This window comes from Ruegeria sp. CI8, assembly GCF_056536865.1.
The window spans coordinates 928,576-953,122 of record NZ_JBQFQL010000001.1 but is presented as its reverse complement, the minus strand read 5'-3'; the positions used below and the strand labels follow the sequence as shown (position 1 = coordinate 953,122).

Annotated in this window: 20 protein-coding genes; 15 read left to right on the top strand and 5 right to left on the bottom strand. The window is 60.5% G+C overall.

The genetic code is table 11. The annotated features are described in order from the left end of the window. The first annotated feature begins 98 nt into the window (after positions 1–98). Positions 99–482, top strand: a complete 384-nt coding sequence (locus tag ACR0DA_RS04610) for a VOC family protein (protein WP_170437302.1) — start codon at positions 99–101, stop codon at positions 480–482. A 50-nt stretch (positions 483–532) separates the two neighbouring features. Here the strand turns inward: ACR0DA_RS04610 and ACR0DA_RS04605 are convergent, their stop codons facing one another. After that, positions 533–2,119, bottom strand: a complete 1,587-nt coding sequence (locus ACR0DA_RS04605) for a BCCT family transporter (RefSeq protein ID WP_480753112.1) — start codon at positions 2,117–2,119, stop codon at positions 533–535. 206 nt (positions 2,120–2,325) lie between these two features. After that, positions 2,326–3,078: a UMP kinase gene (pyrH, locus tag ACR0DA_RS04600; protein WP_170338945.1), complete on the bottom strand. Its 753-nt coding sequence runs from the start codon at positions 3,076–3,078 to the stop codon at positions 2,326–2,328. A 98-nt stretch (positions 3,079–3,176) separates the two neighbouring features. On the opposite strand from pyrH, the gene miaA reads away from it, so the two are divergent. The 5 genes from miaA to ACR0DA_RS04575 all read left to right on the top strand — a co-directional run bounded on the left by miaA (position 3,177) and on the right by ACR0DA_RS04575 (position 10,927). Further along, positions 3,177–4,073, top strand: coding sequence for a tRNA (adenosine(37)-N6)-dimethylallyltransferase MiaA (gene miaA / locus ACR0DA_RS04595; RefSeq protein ID WP_480753110.1), 897 nt, complete (start codon positions 3,177–3,179; stop codon positions 4,071–4,073). A 340-nt stretch (positions 4,074–4,413) separates the two neighbouring features. Continuing rightward, positions 4,414–6,084, top strand: coding sequence for an ABC transporter substrate-binding protein (locus tag ACR0DA_RS04590; RefSeq protein WP_170338949.1), 1,671 nt, complete (start codon positions 4,414–4,416; stop codon positions 6,082–6,084). Between the two features lie 137 nt (positions 6,085–6,221). After that, positions 6,222–7,268 carry an ABC transporter permease gene (locus ACR0DA_RS04585; RefSeq protein WP_170339518.1) on the top strand — a complete coding sequence of 349 codons (1,047 nt, stop codon included), beginning with the start codon at positions 6,222–6,224 and terminating at the stop codon, positions 7,266–7,268. A 13-nt stretch (positions 7,269–7,281) separates the two neighbouring features. After that, on the top strand, positions 7,282–8,745 hold the full coding sequence (locus ACR0DA_RS04580; RefSeq protein WP_170357600.1) for an ABC transporter permease: 1,464 nt from the start codon (positions 7,282–7,284) through the stop codon (positions 8,743–8,745). A 94-nt stretch (positions 8,746–8,839) separates the two neighbouring features. After that, positions 8,840–10,927 carry a dipeptide ABC transporter ATP-binding protein gene (locus ACR0DA_RS04575; protein ID WP_170366978.1) on the top strand — a complete coding sequence of 696 codons (2,088 nt, stop codon included), beginning with the start codon at positions 8,840–8,842 and terminating at the stop codon, positions 10,925–10,927. 51 nt (positions 10,928–10,978) lie between these two features. Here ACR0DA_RS04575 and ACR0DA_RS04570 read toward each other — a convergent pair whose 3' ends face one another. Then, positions 10,979–11,557, bottom strand: a complete 579-nt coding sequence (locus ACR0DA_RS04570) for a lytic transglycosylase domain-containing protein (RefSeq protein WP_093961864.1) — start codon at positions 11,555–11,557, stop codon at positions 10,979–10,981. 204 nt (positions 11,558–11,761) lie between these two features. Here ACR0DA_RS04570 and ssb point away from each other — a divergent pair, with 204 nt between their 5' ends. Together ssb and ACR0DA_RS04560 are read left to right on the top strand one after the other, a co-directional pair. Next, positions 11,762–12,259, top strand: a complete 498-nt coding sequence (ssb, locus tag ACR0DA_RS04565; RefSeq protein WP_170338954.1) for a single-stranded DNA-binding protein — start codon at positions 11,762–11,764, stop codon at positions 12,257–12,259. Between the two features lie 18 nt (positions 12,260–12,277). Next, positions 12,278–13,348, top strand: a complete 1,071-nt coding sequence (locus ACR0DA_RS04560) for a site-2 protease family protein (protein ID WP_170363622.1) — start codon at positions 12,278–12,280, stop codon at positions 13,346–13,348. 9 nt (positions 13,349–13,357) lie between these two features. Here ACR0DA_RS04560 and aroB read toward each other — a convergent pair whose 3' ends face one another. Both aroB and ACR0DA_RS04550 read right to left on the bottom strand, forming a co-directional pair. Further along, complete coding sequence (gene aroB / locus ACR0DA_RS04555) at positions 13,358–14,470, bottom strand: 3-dehydroquinate synthase (protein ID WP_170338959.1); 1,113 nt, start codon at positions 14,468–14,470, stop codon at positions 13,358–13,360. Next, a complete protein-coding gene (locus ACR0DA_RS04550; protein ID WP_170528350.1) occupies positions 14,471–15,058 on the bottom strand; it encodes a shikimate kinase in 588 nt (195 codons plus the stop codon). Between the two features lie 79 nt (positions 15,059–15,137). On the opposite strand from ACR0DA_RS04550, the gene ACR0DA_RS04545 reads away from it, so the two are divergent. The 7 genes from ACR0DA_RS04545 to ACR0DA_RS04515 all read left to right on the top strand — a co-directional run bounded on the left by ACR0DA_RS04545 (position 15,138) and on the right by ACR0DA_RS04515 (position 24,464). Continuing rightward, positions 15,138–15,287 (top strand): hypothetical protein, encoded by a 150-nt coding sequence (locus tag ACR0DA_RS04545; RefSeq protein ID WP_170338962.1) that lies wholly within the window; start codon positions 15,138–15,140, stop codon positions 15,285–15,287. Then, the gene (locus ACR0DA_RS04540) at positions 15,277–16,803 is read left to right on the top strand and encodes a hypothetical protein (RefSeq protein ID WP_480753107.1); all 1,527 of its coding nucleotides are present in this window, start codon (positions 15,277–15,279) and stop codon (positions 16,801–16,803) included. Before ACR0DA_RS04545 ends, ACR0DA_RS04540 begins: the two co-directional genes overlap by 11 nt. A 2-nt stretch (positions 16,804–16,805) precedes the next feature. Then, positions 16,806–17,756 carry a site-specific tyrosine recombinase XerD gene (locus ACR0DA_RS04535; RefSeq protein ID WP_170433032.1) on the top strand — a complete coding sequence of 317 codons (951 nt, stop codon included), beginning with the start codon at positions 16,806–16,808 and terminating at the stop codon, positions 17,754–17,756. A 69-nt stretch (positions 17,757–17,825) separates the two neighbouring features. Beyond that, positions 17,826–19,133, top strand: a complete 1,308-nt coding sequence (locus ACR0DA_RS04530) for an HlyC/CorC family transporter (protein WP_170339536.1) — start codon at positions 17,826–17,828, stop codon at positions 19,131–19,133. Positions 19,134–19,227: 94 nt separating this feature from the next. Then, a complete protein-coding gene (locus tag ACR0DA_RS04525) occupies positions 19,228–21,645 on the top strand; it encodes a GcvT family protein (RefSeq protein ID WP_480753105.1) in 2,418 nt (805 codons plus the stop codon). Positions 21,646–21,677: 32 nt separating this feature from the next. Further along, the gene (locus ACR0DA_RS04520) at positions 21,678–22,283 is read left to right on the top strand and encodes a nucleotidyltransferase family protein (RefSeq protein WP_170598013.1); all 606 of its coding nucleotides are present in this window, start codon (positions 21,678–21,680) and stop codon (positions 22,281–22,283) included. A gap of 744 nt (positions 22,284–23,027) precedes the next feature. Further along, positions 23,028–24,464, top strand: a complete 1,437-nt coding sequence (locus ACR0DA_RS04515) for a DegQ family serine endoprotease (protein WP_170598016.1) — start codon at positions 23,028–23,030, stop codon at positions 24,462–24,464. Positions 24,465–24,547: the final 83 nt, after the last annotated feature.

The following is a 24,547-nucleotide window of genomic DNA, read 5'->3' as shown; positions in this document are numbered from 1 at the left end:
GCCCGGTCAACCCCGCGCGGTCAAGCCGGGCGTCTGATGCCAGCTTCTGTCATCAGCACATGCCAAACTCACGGCACTCAAGACAAGAGAGGTTTCAGATGAGTTATCTTCCAAAGGATTTTCTGGTGTGGGGCGAACTGCCTGTTTTCGACTTGGACAAGGCGGTAGAATTCTATGCCCACGCCACAGGGGGAGAACTTGCGGTCGACACATCCGGCCCGAACCCCATGGCCATGTTCCGCCCCGCTGACCCGGCAACGGGCGTTGCCTTGCATCTGTATCCGGGAAAGCCAGCAAAAGATGGTACCGGCCCGACCCTTCATCTGGCCGCAAAGGGCACGGCTGAAGAGATCATGGCCAGGGTCAAGGTTGCCGGAGGTCAGGTTGTCTCGGATCCGATCCAAATCCCGGCCGGTCGGTTCTTCTATGCGGTCGATCCCGATGGCAATTCGGTCGGCTTCTTCGAAGGCAGTCCGAAATAAATGAAAGGCCCCGGTGATGTAACCGGGGCCCACTGTCAGTGGCGGTACGCTCAGTTGCGTCGGCGTTCGTTCACCAGACCGATGAAGATGGACACGCACATCAAGACCAGCACGATCGCAAAGGGAAAGCCGGTGGCAATGGCCGCGGCCTGCAATGCGCCGAGCCCACCGCCCAGCAGCAGTACGACCGCGATGGCCCCTTCCAGCACGCACCAAAATACGCGCTGAGCCGTCGGAGCATCGGTCTTGCCGCCTGCCGTGATGGTGTCGATCACCAGCGAACCCGAATCCGAGCTTGTGACGAAGAACACAACCACCAGAACGATACCGACGAACGACAGCAGTCCAGCCATCGGGAAAGCCTCGAACATCTTGAACATCTTCAGTTCCAGCGCCGCATCGGACAGAGCCTGCCCATTGCCGGACATGACCTGATCCAGAGCAGCTCCGCCGAAAACGCTCATCCACAGGGCGCCGACAAGCGTCGGGATAAGGATGACACAGGTCACGAACTCGCGGATCGTTCGGCCGCGCGAGATACGTGCGATGAACATGCCGACGAACGGTGACCAGGAGATCCACCAAGCCCAGTAGAAGGTGGTCCAGCCCTGCATGAAGTTCGTGTCTTCGCGCCCAACCCAATTGGACAGGCCCGGCAGCGCAACGACATATTCGATCATGCTGTCGAAGAACCCGGTCAGGATCGCCATGGTCGGCCCCACGATCAGGACCAGCAACAAAAGAAGCGCCGCCAGTACCATGTTGGCCTCGGACAGGCGTTTGACACCTTTGTCCAGTCCGGCGATCACCGAAATCAGGGCGAAGACCGTGATCAAGCCGATCAGCAGCACTTTCATCCCGTCCGTCACCGGAACATCAAACAGATAATTCAAACCCGCCAGCGCCTGTGTCGCCCCCAGGCCGAGCGAGGTCGCCAGACCGAAGATGGTCGCAAAGACCGCAAGCACATCGATGACATGCCCCAGCGGACCCCAAGTGGCCTCGCCGAACAGCGGGTAAAAGACCGAGCGCATCGTCAGGGGCAGCCCGCGATTGAAGCTGAAAAATGCCAAGGCCAGCGCAACGACCGCATAGATCGCCCAGGGGTGCATGCCCCAATGAAAGATCGTGGCTGCCATCGCCAGCTTCCGCGATGCGTCGGGATCCTCCAGCCCGGCGCCCAACGGTGCCCAGTCGGTGCGCAGGCCGTCCTCTCCCACGGCGACACCGCCAAGTGATGCGCCATAGTGCGAGATCGGCTCGGCCACGCCCCAGAAAACAAGCCCGATCCCCATGCCAGCGGCGAACAGCATCGAGAACCAACCCGCATAGCTGTAGTCCGGTTTCGCATCGTCGCCGCCCAACCTGATCTTGCCCAGCGGCGTCACGATCAACAGCAACGAAAACACGACGAAGATATTGGCCGAAAGCATGAATACCCAGTCGAACTGGTTGGTCAGCGCGGGGCGCAACCAGCCGAAGAAGTCGGCAGCCTGCTCGCGGAAAACCAACGAAAAGAAGACGAAGGCGATGATGGTCAGGCCAGACACGGCAAATACCGGGTTATGAATATCCAGCCCCATGATCTGGATATTGTCCTGGCCGACCTCGTAGTCGGCATCTGAATTGTCGGACATTCTCTCTCCTCTCATTTTAATGCGTTTTTGATCGGGGAAAGATCGCTTTTTCGGTCAGCCGCCAGAGACTTTCCGGCGGGCAAAAGCGACACGCATACCGGTCACACCGAGCATTTTCAGCAGACCGGAAGGCGTTGGGTTACCTAACGTCCGAACCGAGCCGGGCGCCAGGCAAACTAATGTGGGCTGTTGGGTCGGGTCTTTGGCTAGCCTTGAACCTTGGTATAGGTTCCCTCGCCTGCCAGGATTCCGCGGAACCCGCCGGGCTCGTCCAGTCCGAATACGATCAGCGGCAGATTGTTGTCGCGCGCCAGAGCGATTGCCGAAGCATCCATGACCTTCAAACGCTTGGCGAGAACGTCGTCATAGGTCACCGAGTCATAGCGGACGGCATCCGAATGTGCCTTGGGGTCCTTGTCGTAGACGCCATCGACCCCGTTCTTGCCCATGAAGATGGCCTCGCAGGTCATTTCGTTGGCACGCAACGTCGCTGCGGTATCTGTGGTGAAGTACGGGTTGCCGGTTCCAGCCGCAAAGATGCACACCCGTTTCTTTTCCAAGTGGCGCACAGCGCGGCGGCGAATATAGGGCTCGCATACCTCGTCCATGCGGATGGCCGAGATCACCCGGGTGAAGACGCCCAGGCCCTCAAGCGCGGATTGCATGGCCAGCGCGTTCATCACGGTCGCCAACATGCCCATGTAGTCGGCCGTGGTCCGTTCCATCCCCTGGGCCGAACCGGACAGGCCGCGAAAGATATTCCCTCCGCCGATGACCATGCAGATCTCGACCCCGAGATCATGCACCGACTTCACTTCCTGCGCGATGCGCTGGACCGTCGGCGGATGCAGCCCGAATCCCTGATCCCCCATCAGCGCCTCGCCCGAGATTTTCAACATGACGCGTTTGTACGTTGTCTTTGGGGTTTCGGCGGTTGTGTTGGTGGAAGAAAGGCTCATCTTGCGCTCCGGGCTGGCACGGGTTTGTTTTCCGGCGCAAAATGAAGCAAAACCACCGCGGGTTCAATGCGGATGGTCAAGGAACAGGGCAAACACTCATGGCTGAAAACACAGCGCGCAATTTGCTGAACAGTCTGCCGCCCATTCCCGACGATCTGCCGGTCCTTATCATGGGGCCGACCGCATCGGGCAAATCAGCCCTTGCACTGGAGATTGCCGAACACGCGGGCGGGATCATCGTCAATGCGGATGCCAGCCAGATTTACGACTGCTGGCGCATCATTTCCGCCCGACCCGCGATCGACGAAGAAGCTCGGGCTCCACACGCTCTCTATGGCCATGTCGCTTTTGATCAAGACTATTCGGCCGGCCACTGGCTGCGCGAGGTGCGGACTTTTTTGTCAGGGCCGCAGCGTCCGATCATCGTGGGCGGAACAGGTCTCTACTTTTCGACGCTGACGGAAGGTATGGCAGACATCCCGGCAACGCCGCCCGAGTTGCGCAAGACTGCGGACGCGATTCCCCTGCCCGAGCTTCTGGCCGGGATTGATCCAAGGACACGGGACCGGATCGACACGCGCAACCGCGCCCGTGTGCAACGGGCCTGGGAGGTCGAGCAAGCCACGGGCCGGACCCTGGCGGATTGGCAGGACGACACGCCGCCACCGCTGCTGCCCCTGAATCAAGCGTTTCCGATCGTCGTGACGCCCGAGCGAGACTGGCTGATCACGCGCATCAATTCGCGCTTTGACCAGATGTTGCAGGCAGGTGCCCTGGACGAAGTTGCGGCGATGCGCGACAGGTACGACCCGAACCTGCCTTCGTGCAAGGCCATCGGAGTACCTGAATTGATGGCCCATATCGAGGGGCGAATGACCTTGGCCGATGCCCGCGAAAGAGCAACGATTGCGACACGCCAGTACGCCAAACGCCAGCGCACGTGGTGCCGTGCCCGGATGAAGCAATGGCATAACGTCGATCCGAGCCAAGGCTGAGTGAATCACTGACATCGCGCCAAAACTTCGTCCGAAGTCATTTATTTTCAGCCACATAAGGGGTTTTCGACCGAAACCCGTCGGAAAAGGGAATCACAAGTTCCAGAATCAGACTTGCCGATAGCAGCCCCGGCGACCGCGGGTCAGGTTTCTCTGCAAATGTCGTTTTTGTGCACTTGATGACGATTTCGAACATTGACCTAAATCGGAATCTGGTGCCGAATGAACCCATGGGGATGCACAGAATTCAAAAAACTACATCCAAAATGACCTTGCTCGGCGCTGTCTGGCTTCGACGGGGACCAACAAATACCCATAATAATCTCACAGGGAGACATCCATGAAAACCAAGACATTGACCGGAGCCCCGATGCACTGGGCCGCCGAAATGCACGCCCAGGAATATCGGGACGGCAAGCTGAGCCGCCGCGAGTTTCTGACGCGCACGACCAGCCTTGGTGTCACTGCCGCGGCCGCATACGGCATGGTCGGCCTGACCGCACCCGCCAAGGCCGCGGGCGAAGACGCCAAGAAAGAAGGTGGCACCCTGCGCGTTCAGCAGGAAGTTCGCGCGCTGAAGGATCCGCGCACCTATGACTGGTCGCAGATCGCCAACGTCACCCGTGGCACGCTGGAATACCTGGTCGAGTACAACTCGGACGGCACATTCCGCGGCATGCTGCTGGAGGGCTGGGAAGTCAACGACGATGCGACCGTCTACACGCTGAAGGTGCGTCAGGGCGTCAAGTGGAACAACGGCGACGATTTCACTGCCGAAGACGTGGCACGCAACATCGCGCGCTGGTGCGACAAGAGCTCGGAAACGAACTCGATGGCGGGCCGTTTTGCCACGCTGGTCGACGCAGATACCGGCCAGGCAATCGAAGGCGCGATCGAGGTTGTGGACTCGCACACCGTCAAGCTGAACCTGCCGAACTCGGACATCTCGTTGATCCCGGGCATGGCAGACTATCCGGCCGCGATCATCCACAGCTCGTTCAGCGAAACGGACCTGACAAACAACGTGGGCACCGGCCCCTACCTGATCGAAGAGCTGGAAGTGGGTGTGAAAGCCGCGCTTGTTCGCAACGAAAACCACACTTGGTGGGGCGAAGCCGTATTCGGTCGTCCGGCCCTGGATCGCATTGAGTACATCGACTACGGCACCGATCCGTCGGCATGGCTGGCGGCTCTTGAATCGGACGAAGTCGACATGCTGTATGAATCGGTTGGTGAATTCATCGACGTGATGGACAGCCTGGGCTACGTGAAGTCCGAGGTTGTCACGATGAACACCATCGTGGTCCGCCCGAACCAGCTTGCGGAAGTGGACGGCAAGAAGGTCTATGCCGACAAACGCGTGCGTCAGGCGCTGCAGATGGCCGTGGACAACTCGGTCTGCCTCGAGCTTGGCTACGGAGGTCGCGGCTCGCCTGCAGAAAACCACCACGTCGGCCCGATCCACCCGGATTACTACGAACTGCCGCCGCAGAAAGTTGACCCGGAAGGCGCGCGCAAGCTGATGGAAGAGGCCGGTATGGCCGATTTCGAGCACGAGCTGATCTCGATCGACGATGACTGGCGCCGCAACACCACCGATGCCGTGGCAGCCCAGCTGCGCGACGCGGGCATCAAGGTCAAGCGGACGGTTCTGCCGGGCAACACGTTCTGGAACGACTGGGCGAAATACCCCTACAGCTCGACCAACTGGAACCACCGTCCGTTGGGCGTTCAGATCTGGGCACTGGCCTACCGCACCGGCGAGGCCTGGAACGAGTTCGGCTGGTCCAATGCCGAGTTTGATGCCCTGCTGACCGAAGCTCTGGCCATTGCCGATGCCGACAAGCGCCGCGAAATCGTGGCCAAGGGCGAAGCAATGATCCAGGAGGAAGGTGTCACCATCCAGCCCTATTGGCGGTCGCTGTACCGTCACATGAAGGACGGTCTGGTCGGAACCGACATGCATGTGTCGTTCGAACACCATCACTACAAATGGGGTTGGGCGGCCTGATCCCGACCTGAACCTTTCAAGGGGCGCCCGAATGCGGGCGCCCCTTTCCAGCCGCAGACACACCGACGCGGGGTCGGACGTCCGAGGCCAGAAAATGGTCCACTGATCTGCGGAGAACCCGAACAACAGGGGCCAACATGGGACTCTTCATCCTTCGACGATTGGGCGTGATGCTGCTGACGGCGCTGTGCCTGACCTTCGTGGTCTTCTTCCTGACCAACCTCTATCCAAACCTGGAAAAGCTGGCCAAGACGCAGGGCAACCAGCGTATGTCCGATGAGCAGGTCGTCACTTGGCTTGAGAACCGCGGATACATGCAGCCCACGCTGGTCAAATACGGTCAATGGCTGGGGGTGGTGCCCGGTTTCACCAACACGCTACCGGATGGTCAGTTCGTGGGAAGTTGCACTCGTCCCGGCTCTACTCCGGAAACGACACCGCGCTATTGCGGCATTCTTCAGGGCGACTGGGGCTATTCCACCGTCTTCAAGGACGAGGTCGGAACGATCGTCAGCAAGCGGCTGGGCAACACCGGCTACCTGATGTTCTGGGTGCTGGTGCTGATGATCCCGACCGCCCTATTGGTTGGCGTGCTGGCCGGCATGCGCGAGGGGTCTGCGTTGGACCGGTCCCTGTCCACGTTTTCGATCATCACGACGGCCACGCCGGAATACGTGTCGGGCGTGATCTTCATCGCTATCTTCACCTCGTCAACCGTGGGTCTGAAATGGTTCAAGGGCACGGCCACACAGGCCATGGAAAACCCGACTTTCGAGAATTTCTTCCTGCCGGTCCTGACAATTGCCCTTTACGGCATGGGCTACATTGCGCGGATGACCCGAGCCTCGATGACCGAGGTGATGACCGCGCAATACATTCGAACCGCGCGCCTGAAAGGTGTGTCCTTCGGGAATATCGTTCTGAAGCACGCCCTGCGCAACGCGCTGATCGCGCCCTTCACGGTCATCATGCTGCAGTTCCCTTGGTTGCTGAACGGCGTCGTGATCGTCGAGACCCTGTTCAACTACAAGGGTTTCGGTTGGGCACTGGTGCAGGCCGCGGGGAACAACGACATCCAGCTTCTGCTGGCGATCTCGGTCGTGTCGGTCTTCGTGGTGCTCGTGACGCAGCTGATCTCGGATATCGGCTATGTCTACCTCAACCCGCGCATCCGCATTTCATAAGGGAGGATAGACCATGGAACATCTGAGCTGGACTGGCTCTATCGCCTTTCTGAACCCGATCATGATGATCGCCCTGGCTGCGCTGGTCGTATCCGTCGTTGTCTGGATCCTGGCAAGCATTCTGCTGCCCGAGACGCAAGTCAGCGTGAATGCGGATGGCACCGTCAGTTCGGGCGGCGGCCTCAGGAACCTGACGCAATCCGCGCTGTGGTATTCTTTCCTGGCCAGCATCGCGACGGTGGTCGCCTACCTGCTGCTGGGAATATTCCTGGGCACTGGGGCCGGGATTATCGGCGCGATCTCGCAGCAATTTCTGCCGGTCTGGCTGTCGCTGATCATTCTTTTCGCGATGTCGGTTGCCTTCAAACGGCGCCTTGGCCTGTACGGCAAGCTTTTCGACAGCCCGATCGGCATGATCGGTTTTGGACTGGTCATGTTCTGGGTTTTCACCGGCATCTTCGGGGCTTTGGACCTGATCGTGACACATGATCCGTTGGTCCAGGTTTCCGGCATGAAGAACAAGGTGCCCGGCACCCCCCTGCCCAATGCCGAGGACGGTGAGTTCGCCTGGTACCTGCTGGGCGGCGACAACCTTGCCCGCGACGTATTCAGCCGCATGGTCAAGGGGGCGTGGATCGTCGTACAGATTGCTCCGCTGGCCACGATGTTTGCCTTCATGGTCGGGATCACGCTGGGCTTGCCCGCCGGGTATTATGGCGGGCGGCTGGACACGTTTCTGTCGTTCCTCGCCAATCTGATCCTGGCGTTCCCGGTCATCCTGCTGTTCTACCTGCTGGTCACACCGGAAATCGTCGCGACCGGCGTGCCGAACTATATGGCCGCAGTCCTGTTCGTGTTCCCGATCCTCTTCATCGGTGTCCTTCTGAATTCGCGCTACTACACCCGGCCGAAATTCCGTACGCCGCTGCTGATCGGCGTCTTGGGTATCGCGATCTGGCTGTACCTGTCGCTGATCTCGACCGGGGGATACGTCATCCGCACGGACGACTACAGCATCTGGGGTCTGCCGACCTATCTGGATCTGTTCGACATTCCGGGCGGCATCCTGGTCGTGTTCGTTTCGGTTGTCTTCGTCAACTCGCCCACGGTGTTCCGCATCGTGCGCGGCTTGGCCATGGACATCAAGACACGCGATTACGTGGCCGCGGCGCAGACGCGCGGCGAAGGCCCCTGGTACATCATGCTTTGGGAAATCCTGCCCAATGCGCGCGGGCCGCTGATCGTCGATTTCTGCCTGCGCATCGGCTACACGACCATCCTCTTGGGGACCTTGGGGTTCTTTGGACTGGGCCTGCCGCCGGAAAGCCCGGATTGGGGGTCCACGATCAACGAAGGACGCAAGCTGCTGTCGATCTACCTGCACCCTGCACTGCCGCCGGCACTGGCGCTGTTGTCACTGGTTCTGGGATTGAACCTGCTGGCGGATGGCCTGCGAGAAGAAAGCCTGAAGGACTGATGTGAAAGCGGCCGGGGGACTGCCCCCGGCCCCCACCAGGATATTTTTAGCCAGATGAAGGGGGTTCCCCGAGTGCTGGCGAGGAGCAAGCAAGATGAACAAACTGGCGGATTATGACGGGCCGATCCTCGAAATCGACAAGCTCTCGATTTCGTTCTTTACCCGCTTGCGGGAAATACCGGCCGTGATGGATTTTTCGGTCAGTGTGCAGCCCGGCGAGGCTGTCGGGCTGGTCGGTGAATCCGGCTGCGGCAAGTCGACGGTCGCCTTGGGTGTCATGCAGGACCTTGGCAAGAATGGTCGGATCGTTGGCGGCTCGATCAAATTCAAGGGCCGTGACCTTAGCGAGATGAGCAAGGAAGAACTTCGGGATATTCGCGGCAATGAGATCGCGATGATCTATCAAGAGCCGATGGCTTCTTTGAACCCGGCGATGAAGATCGGCAAACAGCTGATGGAAGTGCCGATGATCCACGAAGGGGTCAGCAAAGAGGAGGCCTATGCTCGTGCTCTGGAAGTGGTGACCGATGTGCGCCTGCCGGACCCCGAGCGGATGCTGAACAGCTTTCCGCATCAGCTGTCCGGTGGCCAGCAGCAGCGCATCGTGATCGCGATGGCCCTGATGTCCAAGCCGTCGCTTCTGATCCTGGACGAACCGACAACCGCGCTGGACGTGACGGTCGAGGCCGCCGTGGTGGAACTGGTCAAGGATCTGGGCAAGAAATACGGCACCTCGATGCTGTTCATTTCGCACAATCTGGGCCTGGTTCTAGAGACCTGTGACCGCTTGTGCGTGATGTATTCCGGCGAGGCGGTCGAACGGGGCTCGATCCACGATGTCTTTGACGAGATGCAGCACCCCTACACCCAGGCGCTGTTTCGCTCGATCCCCCTGCCCGGCGCGGACAAGAATTCACGTCCGCTGGTTGCAATCCCCGGCAACTTCCCGTTGCCGCACGAACGCCCACCCGGCTGCAATTTCGGCCCGCGATGCGACTATTTCGAGGAAGGGCGTTGTGACGCGCAGGACATTCAGATGTTCCCGGTCCCCGGCAATGACCGCCACCATACGCGCTGCTTGAAGTTCCAGGAAATCGACTGGAACGCACCCATCACGGTTGCCGAGCAAAAAGAAAAAGCGCCGATCGGCAAGACCGTTCTGAAGATGGACAACCTCAAGAAATACTATGAGGTGGCCGCAAACGCTCTGTTCGGTGGGGGCGAAAAGAAAGTGGTCAAGGCCAACGAAACCCTCAGCTTCGACGCACATGAATCGGAAACGCTGGCGATCGTTGGCGAGTCCGGCTGCGGCAAATCCACGTTTGCCAAGGTCCTCATGGGATTGGAGACGGCGACCGACGGGCAGATCCTGCTGGACAACCGCAATATCGAGCATCTGCCGATCGAAGAACGGGATGCCAAAACCGTCGGCGAAGTCCAAATGGTGTTCCAGAACCCATTCGATACGCTGAACCCGTCGATGACGGTCGGACGTCAGATCATCCGCGCGCTGGAAATCTTCGGCGTCGGAAACTCGGAAGCCGAACGCAAGCAACGGATGCTCGAGTTGCTGGACTTGGTGAAGCTTCCGCGCGCGTTTGCCGACCGTATGCCGCGCCAACTGTCAGGCGGCCAGAAACAGCGCGTCGGGATAGCCCGTGCCTTTGCCGGGGACGCCCGGATCGTCGTCGCGGACGAGCCGGTCTCGGCATTGGATGTGTCGGTGCAGGCAGCTGTTACCGATCTGTTGATGGAGATCCAGCGCGAACACAAGACGACACTGCTGTTCATCAGCCACGACCTGTCGATCGTGCGCTACCTCAGCGACCGCGTCATGGTGATGTATCTGGGCCACGTGGTCGAACTGGGCACGACCGATCAAGTCTTCTCGCCGCCCTATCACCCCTATACCGAGGCGCTGCTGAGCGCGGTTCCAATCGCCGATACCTCGGTCGAAAAGAAACACATCGTCCTTGAAGGCGACATTCCTTCGGCGATGAACCCGCCGCCCGGATGTCCGTTCCAAACCCGGTGCCGGTGGAAGTCCGAGGTTGCGGGCGGATTGTGCGAAAAAGAGGTTCCGCCGGTCCAGACGCTGGCTAACGGACACCAGGTCAAGTGTCATCTGTCCACCGAAACACTGGCGAAGATGGAGCCGGTTATCAAAATAGCGGCTGAGTGATCGCCCAAAGAAAAACCGGCCTTGGACCGGTTTTTTTGAGCAGCTATTGTATCAGCCGCCCCAGATGACTTTGACGTAATTCTGCGTCTCGGCATAGGGCGGCACGCCCCCATGCTTTTCCACCGCTTGCGGGCCGGCGTTGTAAGCTGCCAGCGCGAGGCGCCAGGACTTGAATTTGCGGTATTGCCACGAAAGATACCGCGCACCGCCTTCAAGGTTTTGCTTCGGGTCATGCGGGTTCACGTTCAGCAGCCTGGCGGTTTGGGGCATCAGCTGCGCGAGGCCCAAAGCGCCCTTGTGCGACTTGGCGTGAGGGTTCCAACCGCTTTCCTGTTGAACCAGACGCAGGAACAGTTCTTCCGGGACGTTGTGCTTGCGCGCTGCCTGGCGCGCCATGGCAAGGTATTCACCACGGTACTTGCCGGAATAGCGCTTTTTGAAACTGCCGTCCGGCGTCTTCGGTTTCAGACGTTCAGAGTCGCGATACTGGCTGGCGGCCCGCGTGTCCAATATCTTGGCCTGCTTCAAAAAGATATCTTTGCGATTCTTGGTCGACAGCACATCTGCGCTCAGCGGCGTCGACGCCAGAACGAGGCATGCAATTGAAAAACCACTTAACAGACAACGCATTCAAGCAATCCCGCTCGTTCAGCAATCATTCGGATTATAGGTATTTCAGGCAGAAATGAAAGCTTGGTTAAGGAAACACTGATTTTCCGGGTGGCATTCCGGGCATCAACCGTGTTCCAACCCGGGCGCAGGACGTATAGGGTTTCAGGTGAACTCAGCGTCAGATTCGGGCGCCATCAAGCTAGTCAAAAAACGGGGAAATCCATGGCAGGTTCAGTCAACAAAGTCATTCTGGTCGGCAATCTCGGGCGCGATCCCGAAGTGCGGTCGTTTCAGAACGGTGGCAAGGTCTGCAACCTACGGATCGCGACCTCGGAGAACTGGAAAGACCGCAATACCGGTGAACGCCGCGAACGGACCGAGTGGCACACAGTCGCTATTTTTTCCGAACCGCTCGTCCGCATCGCCGAGCAGTATTTGCGCAAAGGGTCAAAGGTCTACATCGAAGGCCAACTGGAAACGCGCAAGTGGCAGGATCAGTCCGGACAGGATCGCTATTCCACCGAAGTCGTTCTGCGCCCTTACCGCGGTGAACTGACCCTGTTGGACAGTCGCAATGAGGGCGGCGGATACGGTGGCGGCCAAAGCAGCGGTTACGGAGGAGGCCAGGACAGCGGCGGATACTCCGAGCCCTACGCCGCACAGTCCAGCGCACCGGCACCGGCATCAGGCGGCATCGACGACGACGAAATCCCGTTCTAATCTCCAGCGAGGCACGTCATGACATGGTCCTTCGCCGTCGGCCGATTGCTTGGATCGGAACTGAGGGTCCATGTCACCTTCTTCCTGCTGCTGGCCTGGGTCGGCTTTGCCGCCTACTCTGACGGAGGGTGGCCGGCAGCCATCGACAACATCATTTTTGTTCTGGCGTTGTTTGCCTGTGTGGTTGCTCATGAGTTCGGTCATGCGCTGATGGCCCGCAGATATGGCATTCGCACTCCTGACATCACTCTGCTGCCCATCGGCGGCTTGGCCCGCCTCGAGAGGATGCCGGAAAAGCCGATGCAAGAAGTTGCCGTTGCATTGGCTGGTCCCGCGGTCAACGTCGTCATCTGGGGCATACTTGTCCTTCTGGGCGCGGGAATGCAGGTTGAAACGCTGGCGCAAATCGACTCGACCCGCGTCGACCTGCTGAGCCGGCTGGCCTACGTCAATCTGTTCCTCGCGGTGTTCAACCTGATCCCCGCGTTTCCGATGGACGGCGGCCGCGTGTTCCGCGCCCTGCTCTGCCTGAAGATGGACAGAGTAAAGGCCACACGGGCCGCTGCCTTTGCGGGCCAGGCCGTGGCCGTCGGTTTCGGGTTTCTGGGGCTCAGCACAGGCAACCCGATCCTGGTTCTGATCGCGGTTTTCGTCTTCATCGCAGCAAATGCAGAAAGTCAGGATGTAGCAATGCGCTCGGTGGCGCGCCGCGTGCTGGCTCGCGACGCGATGATTACCGAATTCCACGCACTGACCCCCCAAGACACGTTGGCAACGGCGGCCCAGGCCGTGATCCAGACAACGCAGCACGAGTTTCCGGTTTTGGGCGCAGACGGGCAGCTGTTGGGCTTTGTGACCCGCAATCGGCTGTTTGCCGCGCTAGCCGGCGATCACCCCCGATCGGAACCCGCGACCTCGGTCATGGAAGAGCAAATCCCCCGGGTGGCCCTGACCAGTGGGCTCGAAGCCGTTCTGGATGGTCTCCATGGTGGCGCACCGGCCGTGGCGGTCTGCACCAAGACCGGTCAGATGGTCGGATACATCACCCGCGAAAACATTGGCGAATTGATGGTGATACGGGGCCGCTGACTCCGCTTATCAGCACGTTGCCAAGGCATCCTGCAGCACGGACAGAACGGCATCGCGTGGCACGTCCGACGTGACGAAGGCCTGCCCGATCCCACGCGCCAGGATAAAGCGCAGCTGGCCGTCAACGACCTTCTTGTCCTGAGCCATAAGGTCGACCAGATCTTCGGCGCCCGGCAGATCTCCAGGAATGTCAGACAGATCGGTCTTCATGCCCATCGCCTTCAGGTGCGCGCGGACGCGGCTCGGGTCTTCCTGGGAACACAGCCCCATGCGGGCCGACAGCTCGAACGCCAGGGCACATCCGATTGCAACACCCTCGCCATGCAGCAGCCGGTCGGAATAGCCCGTCGCCGCCTCAAGCGCGTGGCAGAACGTATGCCCGAGGTTCAACAGCGCCCGGTCGCCTTGCTCGGTCTCGTCACGGGCCACGATGTCGGCCTTCATCTGAACCGAACGGGTGACGGCCTGAACCCGGGTCGCCATGTCCCCGGCCGACAGCGCGGGGCCGTTGCGCTCCAACCATTCGAAGAAATCGGCATCCCCCAGAAGGCCATATTTTACGACTTCACCGTATCCAGCCAGAAAATCACGCGCCGTCAGCGTGCCAAGCACTGAGGTGTCAGCCAGAACCAACGAAGGTTGATGAAACGCACCGATCAGGTTTTTGCCTTGCGGAGCATTGATGCCGGTTTTGCCCCCCACGGAACTGTCGACCTGCGCCAAAAGCGAGGTTGGGATCTGCACAAAGCGCACACCGCGACGCAGCACCGCCGCAGCAAAGCCCCCCAGATCGCCGATCACTCCACCGCCGAAGGCTACGACGATATCGCGCCGTTCGATCTTTTCGGCCAGCAGCCATTCGACGGCGCGCTCGAAATGCGGCCAGCTTTTGGTCGCCTCACCTGCGGGCAGAGCCAATGCGGTCATTTCCACCCCGGCGGACGCCAGGCCGCTGCGCAAAGCATCCAGATGCAAACCGGCCACGGTTTCATCGGTCAGAACCGCGACGCGCGGACGGTGCAGCATGGGTTTGATCCGCGCACCGGCCTGAGCCAACAGGTCCGGCCCGATTTCCACGTCATAGGACCGCTCGGCCAGATCAACATTAACTGTCTGATGCATCTATTTGACTTCCAATACATCCGGGCGTGTCATCAGCTTTTCCAGAACCCGGTCAACCATATCCTCGATCGCGGTGTCGCCGTCCGAATTCACCACCAGATCAGCCTGTGCGTACAACGGCACGCGGGCCTCGTACAGGTCACGCAGCGTTGCATACGGATCAGGCGTACGCAGCAAGGGTCGCGTGTCTTTGTGGCGCACCCGGTTCCACAACACTTCCAGATCGGCGCACAGCCATACGGAAACCCCACGGTCCGAGATCATCGTCCGGTTTTCTTTGCTCAGAAAAGCGCCACCGCCGGTCGACAGGATACCCTTTTTCTCGTCCAGCAGACGGCCGATGACCTGGCTTTCTTTGGTGCGAAAGAACGGCTCGCCGTCCCGTTCAAAGATCTCGGGGATGGTCATGTTGGCAGCCGATTCGATCTCGCTGTCACTGTCGAGGAATGGAACACCAAGGCGCGCGGCCAGAGCGCGCCCCACGGCCGTCTTGCCAGCGCCCATCATGCCGACCAAAACCACCGTTTTGTGCAGGTCAAAGACCTGCCGTTGTCCGGCCGGCGCCACGTTATGCTTAATTTCGCTCATTTCCCTGTGAATGACGTGATCTTGGGAAAAATGCCAGTTATAACTTGGCCAAAATCGAAAATTGAGGCAGCGTTGAGCCATGGGCCGTCTGATCAAATTCCTGTTGTACCTAATTTGCCTGCTTTTCATCGGCTTGGTGGCCTATGCGTATCTTGGCCCATTCTTCGGCGCCGACTTCTCGGCCCCGCAAAGCGAAATCAGCGAACCGGTAATTCTGGATGTCAACTAGGGCCGTCGTGCTGGCGCTTGCACTGACCGGCCAAGCCGCCGCACAAACCGAACAGCCGCTATCCGCGATCGACTGGCTGGAGACGGCCCCTGACCTGTTGCCGGGGACCGTATTGCTCGAGCCGCCGGTTACCGATACGGGCCTGCAGCCCGACATCCAGGTGTCTCCGCTCGAGGCGCTGTCGCCGCCGTTGGGATTGGTGGATGGGTCAGCGACCGGGCTGCCGGTTGATCTGTGGCTGCCCAGCGATCCGGCCCGGCTGGCCGAACTTATCGCGCGCGTGCCGGTCAAATCGAACCCTGCCATGCAGCGGCTGTTGTTCACACTTTTGTTGACCGAGGCCCGAGCGCCGGCAAATTCCAATGAGCCAGACGAGCTCCTTCTGGCGCGGCTGGATCGCCTGATGCAGCTGGGTGCCGCCGATCCGACGCAATCCTTGGTGCAGCTTGCCGGCCCCACCGATACGCCTGAGCGGTTCAAACGATGGTTTGACGCAACTCTGCTGACCGGCGACGAAGACCGCAGCTGCACTGCGCTGATCGCGCAACCGCATTTGTCGAGGGATTATTCCGCGCAGGTCTTCTGCAAGGCCCGCAGAGGTGACTGGGCTTCGGCCGCACTGACGCTCGAAGCGGCGCATGCGCTCGAATTACTGCCGCCCGAGCAACTCGATCTGCTGGATCGCTTCCTAAGCCCCGAGATGTTCGAAGGCGCCGCATATCTGCCGCAGCCCGAAGACCCTGACCCGCTGACGTTTCGCCTGTTCGAAGCGATCGGCGAGCGACTTCCGACCGCCTCGTTGCCGCGGGCCTTTGCCAATGCCGACCTGCGCGATGTTGCCGGCTGGAAAGCCCAGATCGAAGCGGCCGAGCGCCTGACCCGCATCGGCGCGCTTACGCCGAACCATCTGCTGGGCCTTTATACCGAGCGCGCGCCTGCGGCTTCGGGCGCGGTCTGGGATCGCGTCTCGGCGGTTCAGCGTTTCGAAACGGCGCTGGAGACCGGAAGCCCCGAAGCGATTTCCAAGACCCTGCCGAAAGTCTGGGCAGAAATGGGTTCGGTCGGGCTCGAAGTGCCCTTTGCCGAACTGTTCGCCGAGCGCCTGATGCCGATCAAGCTGTCCGACCCGACCACCGAGAACCTGCGCTGGCGCGTCCTGCTGTTGTCCGAGTTGTACGAGGATGCCGCACGATCTGTCCCCGACGGACCCGAGGCCAATGCCTTTCTGGCTGCTTTGGCATCGGGCCAACCCGAGCGTTCGAACTCGCTCTCACCGATGGCTGACGCCATCGCCGAAGGGTTTGCATGGTCGGCACCGATCCCGTCCGATATCCGCGCGATGTTGGAAGCAAACCGTCTGGGTGAGGCAATTCTTGAGGCCATGCAGATGTTCGCGCATGGCGCGCGCGGCAATCTGGTTGACTTGACTGCGGCCATCGCGGTGTTCCGACACGTCGGCCTGGAAGACACGGCGCGCCGCGCCGCCTTGCAGTTGCTTGTTTTGAAGGGGGCCTGACAGTGTCCGCTCCGGCGACACAAGACTTGTGGATTTCCGCGTTTCTCGAGGCGCAGGCCGCAGAACTTGGGGCGGCAACCAACACTTTGCTGGCCTATGGGCGGGACCTGAAGGACTTTGCCGCGTGGCTCATTCGGCGAAGTGCCGGGTTCGAGGCCGCCGACCAAAGTATAATCGAGGCCTACTTGATTGACTGTGACGCACAAGGCCTTTCGCGCGCGACCCGCGCCCGCCGCCTCTCTGCCATCAAGCAATTGTACCGTTTCGCGTTTGAAGAAGGCTGGCGTTCGACCAATCCGGCCATCCAGATCAAAGGCCCGGGACGCCAGAAAAGGCTACCCAAGACGCTGGACGTGGCAGAAGTCGACCGCCTGCTTGAGGCCGCCAGGCAAACAGGGCGCAGTACGGCGGACAAGGTGCGCAACACCTGCCTGATGGAAATTCTGTATGCGACCGGGATGCGTGTGACCGAACTTGTTTCCCTGCCGGTTTCATCCGCCCGGGGCGACCCACGCATGCTGCTGGTTCTCGGCAAAGGCGGAAAAGAGCGCATGGTGCCCTTGTCACCGCCTGCGCGCGATGCTTTGGCGGCATGGCTGACGATCCGGGACGAAGCCGAAGATGCAGCCGCCGCCAACGGAGGCCAGCGGTCCCGGTTCCTGTTTCCTTCGCGCGGAAAATCAGGGCACCTGACCCGACACCGGTTCTTTGCACTGATAAAGGAACTGGCCGTGCAAGGTGGTGTATCTCCTGACAAAGTCACGCCACACACGCTGCGCCATGCCTTTGCGACGCATCTTTTGGCCAATGGGGCCGATTTGCGTTCGATCCAGACCCTGCTTGGTCACGCCGACGTCGCGACGACAGAAATCTATACGCATGTCCTGGACGAGCGCCTGTCGGAACTGGTGTTGCAGCATCACCCGCTTGCCAAGGATGACGGTCGAGACTAGGGCCAAACCCTTGATCGCGCGCATCTGCGCCCCCATAACCATTGCATCAACAATACCTGAAACGGACCGATGGACTCTGACCCTTCTCTTCTCGATGGCGCCTTCTGGCTGACTACGGCCTCAATTCTGCTTCTGCTGGTACTCTCCGGCTTCTTCTCGGGGTCTGAAACAGCGCTGACGGCGTCTTCGCGGGGTAAACTGCGGGCGCAAGCCGACAAAGGATCGCGCGGCGCGCAAAAGGCGCTGGAGATCACTGACGACAACGAACGTCTGATCGGCTCGGTTCTGCTGGGCAACAACCTCGTCAACATCCTTGCAGCCTCTCTGGCCACGGCTTTGTTCACCCGACTTTTCGGAGAAAGCGGCGTGGCACTGGCCACCTTGGTCATGACCCTGCTTGTTCTGGTCTTTGCTGAGGTGCTGCCCAAGACCTACGCGATTACCAATGCCGAAAAGGCCGCCGCGGCGGTCGCCCCGGTGATCGGTGTCGTCGTTACGGTGTTTTCGCCGGTGGTGGCTGCCGTTCGCCTGCTGGTGCGCGGTGTACTACGCCTGTTCGGGGTTCAGATCGACCCCGACAGCAACATCCTTGCCGTACGCGAGGAGATCGCCGGTGCTCTGCAACTGGGCCATTCCGAGGGGGTCGTCGAAAAAGAGGACCGCGACCGCATCCTGGGCGCGCTTGACCTCGGCGACCGCACGGTAGAGGAAATCATGCTGCACCGCTCGAATATCGAGATGATCGACGCGGACGCAGACCCTGAATCGATCCTGAAACAATGCCTCGAAAGCCGTCACACGCGCCTGCCGGTGTTCCGTGGCCAGCCCGAAAACATCGTGGGAGTCGTGCACGCCAAGGATCTGTTCCGTGCCATGTACGCAAAGGCAGGCGGTAGCGATGGCGGGGCGGAAAGACTGAAGTCATTTGACATCCTCAAGGTAGCAAATGACCCCTATTTCGTACCGGAGACCACCACGCTGGACGATCAGATGCGGGAATTCCTGCGCATGCACAGCCATTTTGCGCTGGTGGTAGATGAATACGGCTCGCTGCGCGGGTTGATCACGCTCGAGGACATCCTCGAAGAAATCGTCGGCGAGATTGCCGACGAATTCGACGTGGACGAAGATGTGACGGTTACGCGAACCGAAGACGGTCAGTATCTGGTCGAAGGCTCGATGACCATCCGCGACCTGAACCGTGCGATGGACTGGTCCCTGCCCGATGACGAAGCCAACACCATTGCCGGGCTGGTCATCCACGAAGCGCAGATGATTCCGACCGTCGGTCAGGTGTTCTCGTTCCACGGATTCCGGTTCGAGGTCGTCGAACGCGAGGGCAACCGGATTACCTGGTTGAAGGTGCGGCCGCTCTGACGGACGGCCGGCGGAAACGACAAACTCGGTCGTTTTCGTGACAGATACCGGCGCAGCACCCCTGCACCTTCGGGCCAGACGCAAGGAGGTGCGGATGAAAACCACGTGTCAGGTTGCCGTGATCGGCGGTGGAGTTGTCGGGTGTTCGGTGCTGTATCACCTGACCAAGCTGGGCTGGTCGGATGTGATGCTGCTGGAACGGTCGGAGCTGACCAGCGGATCGACCTGGCACGCGGCGGGCGGGTTCCACACGCTGAACGGCGACACCAACATGGCCGCGCTGCAGGGCTATACCATCAGGCTGTACAAGGAACTGGAAGAGATCACCGGCATGTCCTGCGGGCTACACCATGTGGGCGGCATCACCCTGGCCGACAATCAGGACCGGTTCGACATGCTGCTGGCCGAACGCGCCAAGCACCGCTTCATGGGGCTGGAGACCGAAATCGTCGGCCCCGACGAGATCAAAAAGATCGCCCCCATCACCAACACCGACGGCATCATCGGCGCGCTCTATGACCCTCTGGACGGGCACCTCGACCCTTCGGGCACGACCCACGCCTATGCCAAGGCCGCGCGGATGGGCGGCGCCACGATCGAGACCCACTGCATGGTGCGTGAAACCAACCAGCGCCCCGACGGCACGTGGGACGTTGTGACGGACAAGGGCACCATCCACGCCGAGCATATCGTCAACGCTGGCGGCCTCTGGGCACGCGAAGTTGGCGCGATGGCGGGCATCTACTTCCCGCTGCACCCGATGGAGCACCAGTACCTCGTCACCGACACCATCCCCGAAATCGAGGCGATCATCGACGCGGGTAGCGAGCATCCGCACGTCATGGACCCGGCCGGCGAAAGTTATCTGAGGCAGGAAGGCCGCGGCCTGTGTATCGGCTTCTACGAACAACCCTGCAAGCCCTGGGCCGTGGATGGAACGCCCTGGGAGTTCGGGCACGAGCTGCTGCCCGACGATTTCGACAAGATTACCGACTCGATCGAGTTCGCCTATCGCCGTTTCCCGGTTCTGGCCGAGGCCGGGGTGAAATCGGTGATCCACGGCCCGTTCACCTTTGCCCCCGACGGCAACCCGCTGGTCGGGCCGGTGCCCGGCGTGCGCAACTACTGGTCGGCCTGCGGCGTGATGGCCGGGTTCAGCCAGGGCGGCGGCGTCGGCCTGACGCTGGCGCAATGGATGATCGAGGGCGAACCCGAGCGCGACGTCTTTGCCATGGACGTGGCCCGCTTCGGCGACTGGATCACCCCCGGCTACACCCGCCCCAAGGTGATCGAGAACTATCAGAAGCGTTTCTCCGTCGCCTACCCCAACGAGGAACTGCCGGCCGCGCGGCCCAACCGCACCACGCCGATGTATGACATCTTCAGCGATCTGGGTGCGGTCTGGGGCCAGCAATACGGGCTGGAAGTGCCGAACTATTTCGCGCAAGAGGGCGAGCCGGGTTATGAAACCCCGTCCTTCCGCCGCTCGGACGCCTTCGAGGCAACGGGCCGCGAGGTTCGCGCCGTGCGCGAGGGCGTCGGCATCAACGAGGTGCACAATTTCGGCAAATACCTCGTGAAAGGCCCCGGCGCCCGCGACTGGCTGGACCGGATCATGGCCGGGCGCATCCCCAAGCCGGGCCGCCTGTCGCTGACCCCGATGCTGTCGCCCAAGGGCAAGCTGATCGGGGATTTCACCGTGTCCTGCCTGGGCGAGGAGGAGTTCCAGCTCACCGCCTCCTACGGCGCACAGAACGTCCACATGCGCTGGTTCCGGCAAAATCAACAAGACGGCGTAACCGTCGAGAATATCAGCGACAAACGCAACGGGTTCCAGATCGCCGGCCCCAAAGCCCGCGAGGTTCTGGCCGCTTGCACCCGCGCCGATTTCAGTGACATGCGCTTCATGGACGTGCGCCGGATGGTCGTCGGCATGACCGACTGCATCGTGCAGCGGGTCAGCTATACCGGCGATCTGGGGTTCGAGATCTACTGCGATCTGATGGGGCAGCGCCAGCTGTGGTGGACGTTGTGGCAGGCCGGTCAACCGCACGGCATCACCCCCTTCGGCATGCGCGCGATGATGAGCCTGCGGCTCGACAAGTTCTTCGGCTCGTGGATGCGCGAGTTCTCGCCCGACTACACAGCCGCTGAAACCGGGCTGGACCGCTTCATCTCGTTCTCCAAGAACGTCGATTTCATCGGGCGCGCTGTCGCCGAGGCCGAGCGGGCTGAAGGAACAGCCCGCAAGCTTGTGGCCTTTGAGGTCGAAGCCGAGGACGCAGATGTGAACGCCTACGAACCCATCTGGCATGATGGCGCGGTCGTTGGGTTTTGTACATCCGGTGGGTATTCGCATTTCGCACAGAAATCAGTTGCCATGGGCTTCCTGCCAACGGAACTGGCGGCCGACGGCTTGGCGGTCGAAATTGAAATCCTGGGCCAGATGCGCAAGGCCCGTGTGCTGACCAGTCCACTATTTGACCCCGACGGTGCGCGTATGCGGGGGTGACAGCCGTTCCGGTTGGCGGCAAGGTGGCCGGCATGGAGGATATCCCCATCATCTTGCTGGCCGCCGGAAGCTCTCGCCGTATGGGCGGAGTGGACAAACTGATGCAAATTGTCGACGGTCAACCACTGATCCGGCGCTCGGCCGAAAACGCACGAGCTGTCGGGCCGGTCATCGTCGCCCTGCCGCCGGCGCCTCACTCGCGATACACCGCCCTGAGCGGGATGGACTTGGAGGTCGTTTCAGTTCCCGATGCGGATGAAGGCATGAATGCCAGTTTGCGCAGGGCCGTCGCGCAGCTGCCGGTATCCGCCCGGGCAGCGATGATCCTGCTGGCCGATCTTCCAGAGCTGACATCAGACGATCTACGCGCGGTCCTCCGGTCGGTCACCGAACATCCTGACAAGCTGATCTGGCGCGGAGCATCCTCGGACGGAGTTCCAGGCCATCCTGTAATCTTCGACCGAAGTCTCTTTGCTGATCTGGCGCAATTGATCGGAGATGGCGGCGCACAAGCCATCGTACGCGCGCACCTGGACCAGGTGCACCTACAGCCTTTACCGGGTCAGAACGCTATTCTGGATCTGGATACGCCCCAAGCGTGGGCCGAATGGCATAAAAAGAAAAGATCCCAAAAGTAACGCGGCCCGGTCGAGAACGACCGGGCCGGTTGCCCAAAACAGGACTACCACTTTCACCAATCCCGAAAACGCGGCCCGGATGTCGTCAAGACATCAGACCAATGTGCTGCCGAACCGAAACAAGACCCCCTCGTTAACATGCCGCTCAGCGCTTCCGGTGACTGAGATCTGCCTTCAAGCACCCCCTTGATGCTGTCAGGCCCCCCTTTCACTTGGGCACGTTCATCGTCACCGATAAGTTCAGTGCAAACAACGTAAAATTGGTTGAATCGGTTAATTTTGCCGGATTCGTGATGGTATTTCCGCAACAACGCGCGTCACGGAAATCTACCCAAGGTTGTTCTTGCGCTTTGCCATTGATGACCCACGACAAGAAATTTTTAGCGCTAAACGATCAAAATGACATTTTTGCAAAGACCTATTAGACAAATACCACCTTCTGAAAGGGCGGTGGCGCAACCTGTGAGTGTCCGTGAAAATTCGGTCAAAAACCGCCGCTGGACTGTTAACAAATTTGATTCAATTCAATGCTTTTACGAGTTTGACCCTCATTTCGGCAACAATCCACCGATTCGACCGGCAACTCCCACGGCCGATTCCCGGGATTGCGAGCGCTACCAGACGCCTGCAATGTGGCAAAATTAAGATTTATTAATTGATCAGTCAGAAAACGCAAAGACTGACGGCTCATGTTCCCTGCAAAGCGCACATCAACAAGCGCCGAACCAAGGAGACCTAGTCAACATGAGCATCCGAAAATCCCCCCTTATTCTCCCTCGTACCTCAGGGCTGTTTGGCGCCACCGCGCTGAGCGCGGCGTTGCTGGCCGCGACCGCTATTCCGTCGCAGGCCGACGAAGCCCTGGCGGATCTGGTCGAGACCGTTTCACCGTCCGTGGTAACCGTCATTGCCTCGATCGACGCGGCCCCGTTGCCAGCGAGCGGCCAGGAGTTTGATTTCGAAGGCCAGCCTTTTGGTGAGTTCTTCAAGCGTTTCGGGATTCCCGAAGGCTTTGATGCCCCGCGCCGTGGCCCCAGTCAGGGCCTGGGGTCCGGGTTCGTACTGGATGAAGATGGCTATATCATCACCAACCACCACGTCGTCGACAAAGCCAGCAAGATCACCGTGCGCCTGAACGATGATCGCTCGTACGAGGCTGAAGTCGTGGGGACCGATCCCCTGACCGATATCGCGCTGCTCAAGATCGACGCGGATGAGGCGCTTCAGCCGGTCCCGCTGGGGGACAGCGACGACATCCGCGTGGGCGAAGACGTGGTCGCCATCGGCAACCCGTTCGGCCTGAGCTCGACCGTCACGACCGGCATCGTTTCCGCCAAGGGACGCAATATCTCGGAAGGCCCCTACGCTGAATTCATTCAGACCGATGCGGCCATCAACAAAGGCAACTCGGGCGGTCCGCTGTTCAACATGGACGGCGAAGTCGTCGGGGTGAACTCGGCCATCTATTCGCCCAGTGGCGGGTCGGTCGGACTGGGTTTTGCTGTAACTTCGAACATCGTCGAGCATATCGCTGCGGACCTGCGTGACGATGGCCAGGTCAGCCGTGGTTGGCTGGGTGTCTCGATCCAGAACATCAGCCCCGAGCTGGCAGCAGCGATGGGTGTCGATGGCACTGTCGGCGCACTGGTGTCCGAGGTTCTGCCGGACAGCCCCGCTCAGGGCGTGCTGCAACAGGGCGACGTGATCATCGCCTTCAACGGCGAACAGGTCGACTCGAGCAGTGAACTGCCGGTGCTTGTTGGCACCACAGCCGTCGGAACAGACAGCAAGGTCACCGTCCTGCGCAATGGCAAGGAAGAGACCCTGAACGTCACGATCGGGCAGCATTCGGCCCAGATGGCGACAAACGCGGAACCGACCGATGACGCGGTGGCAGGCAAGACGCTGGGTGTCACCGTAGCACCGCTGTCCGAAGCGACTCGTGCGCAGATCGGAGTTCCCGAGAACGTGCACGGCGTGGTCGTCACTTCGCTCAAGCCTGACAGCCCGGCGGCCAAGGCCGGTCTGCGGCAGGGCGACGTGATCGTGAAGCTGGGCAACCAGGATGTGGAAACACCCGAGGCGCTCAAATCCGCGCTCGAAGATCAGAAGACCGATCCGGCGCTGATGCTGATCAACCGCGGCGGCAATCAGATCTTCGTCGCCGTCGAGATCGCCTGACCTGCGTCCCGCGCGCACCGCATGATGGGGATATCCGGTGCGCGCATCTCCTGACGGACACGATTTGTCCACGTGCTGTCGGG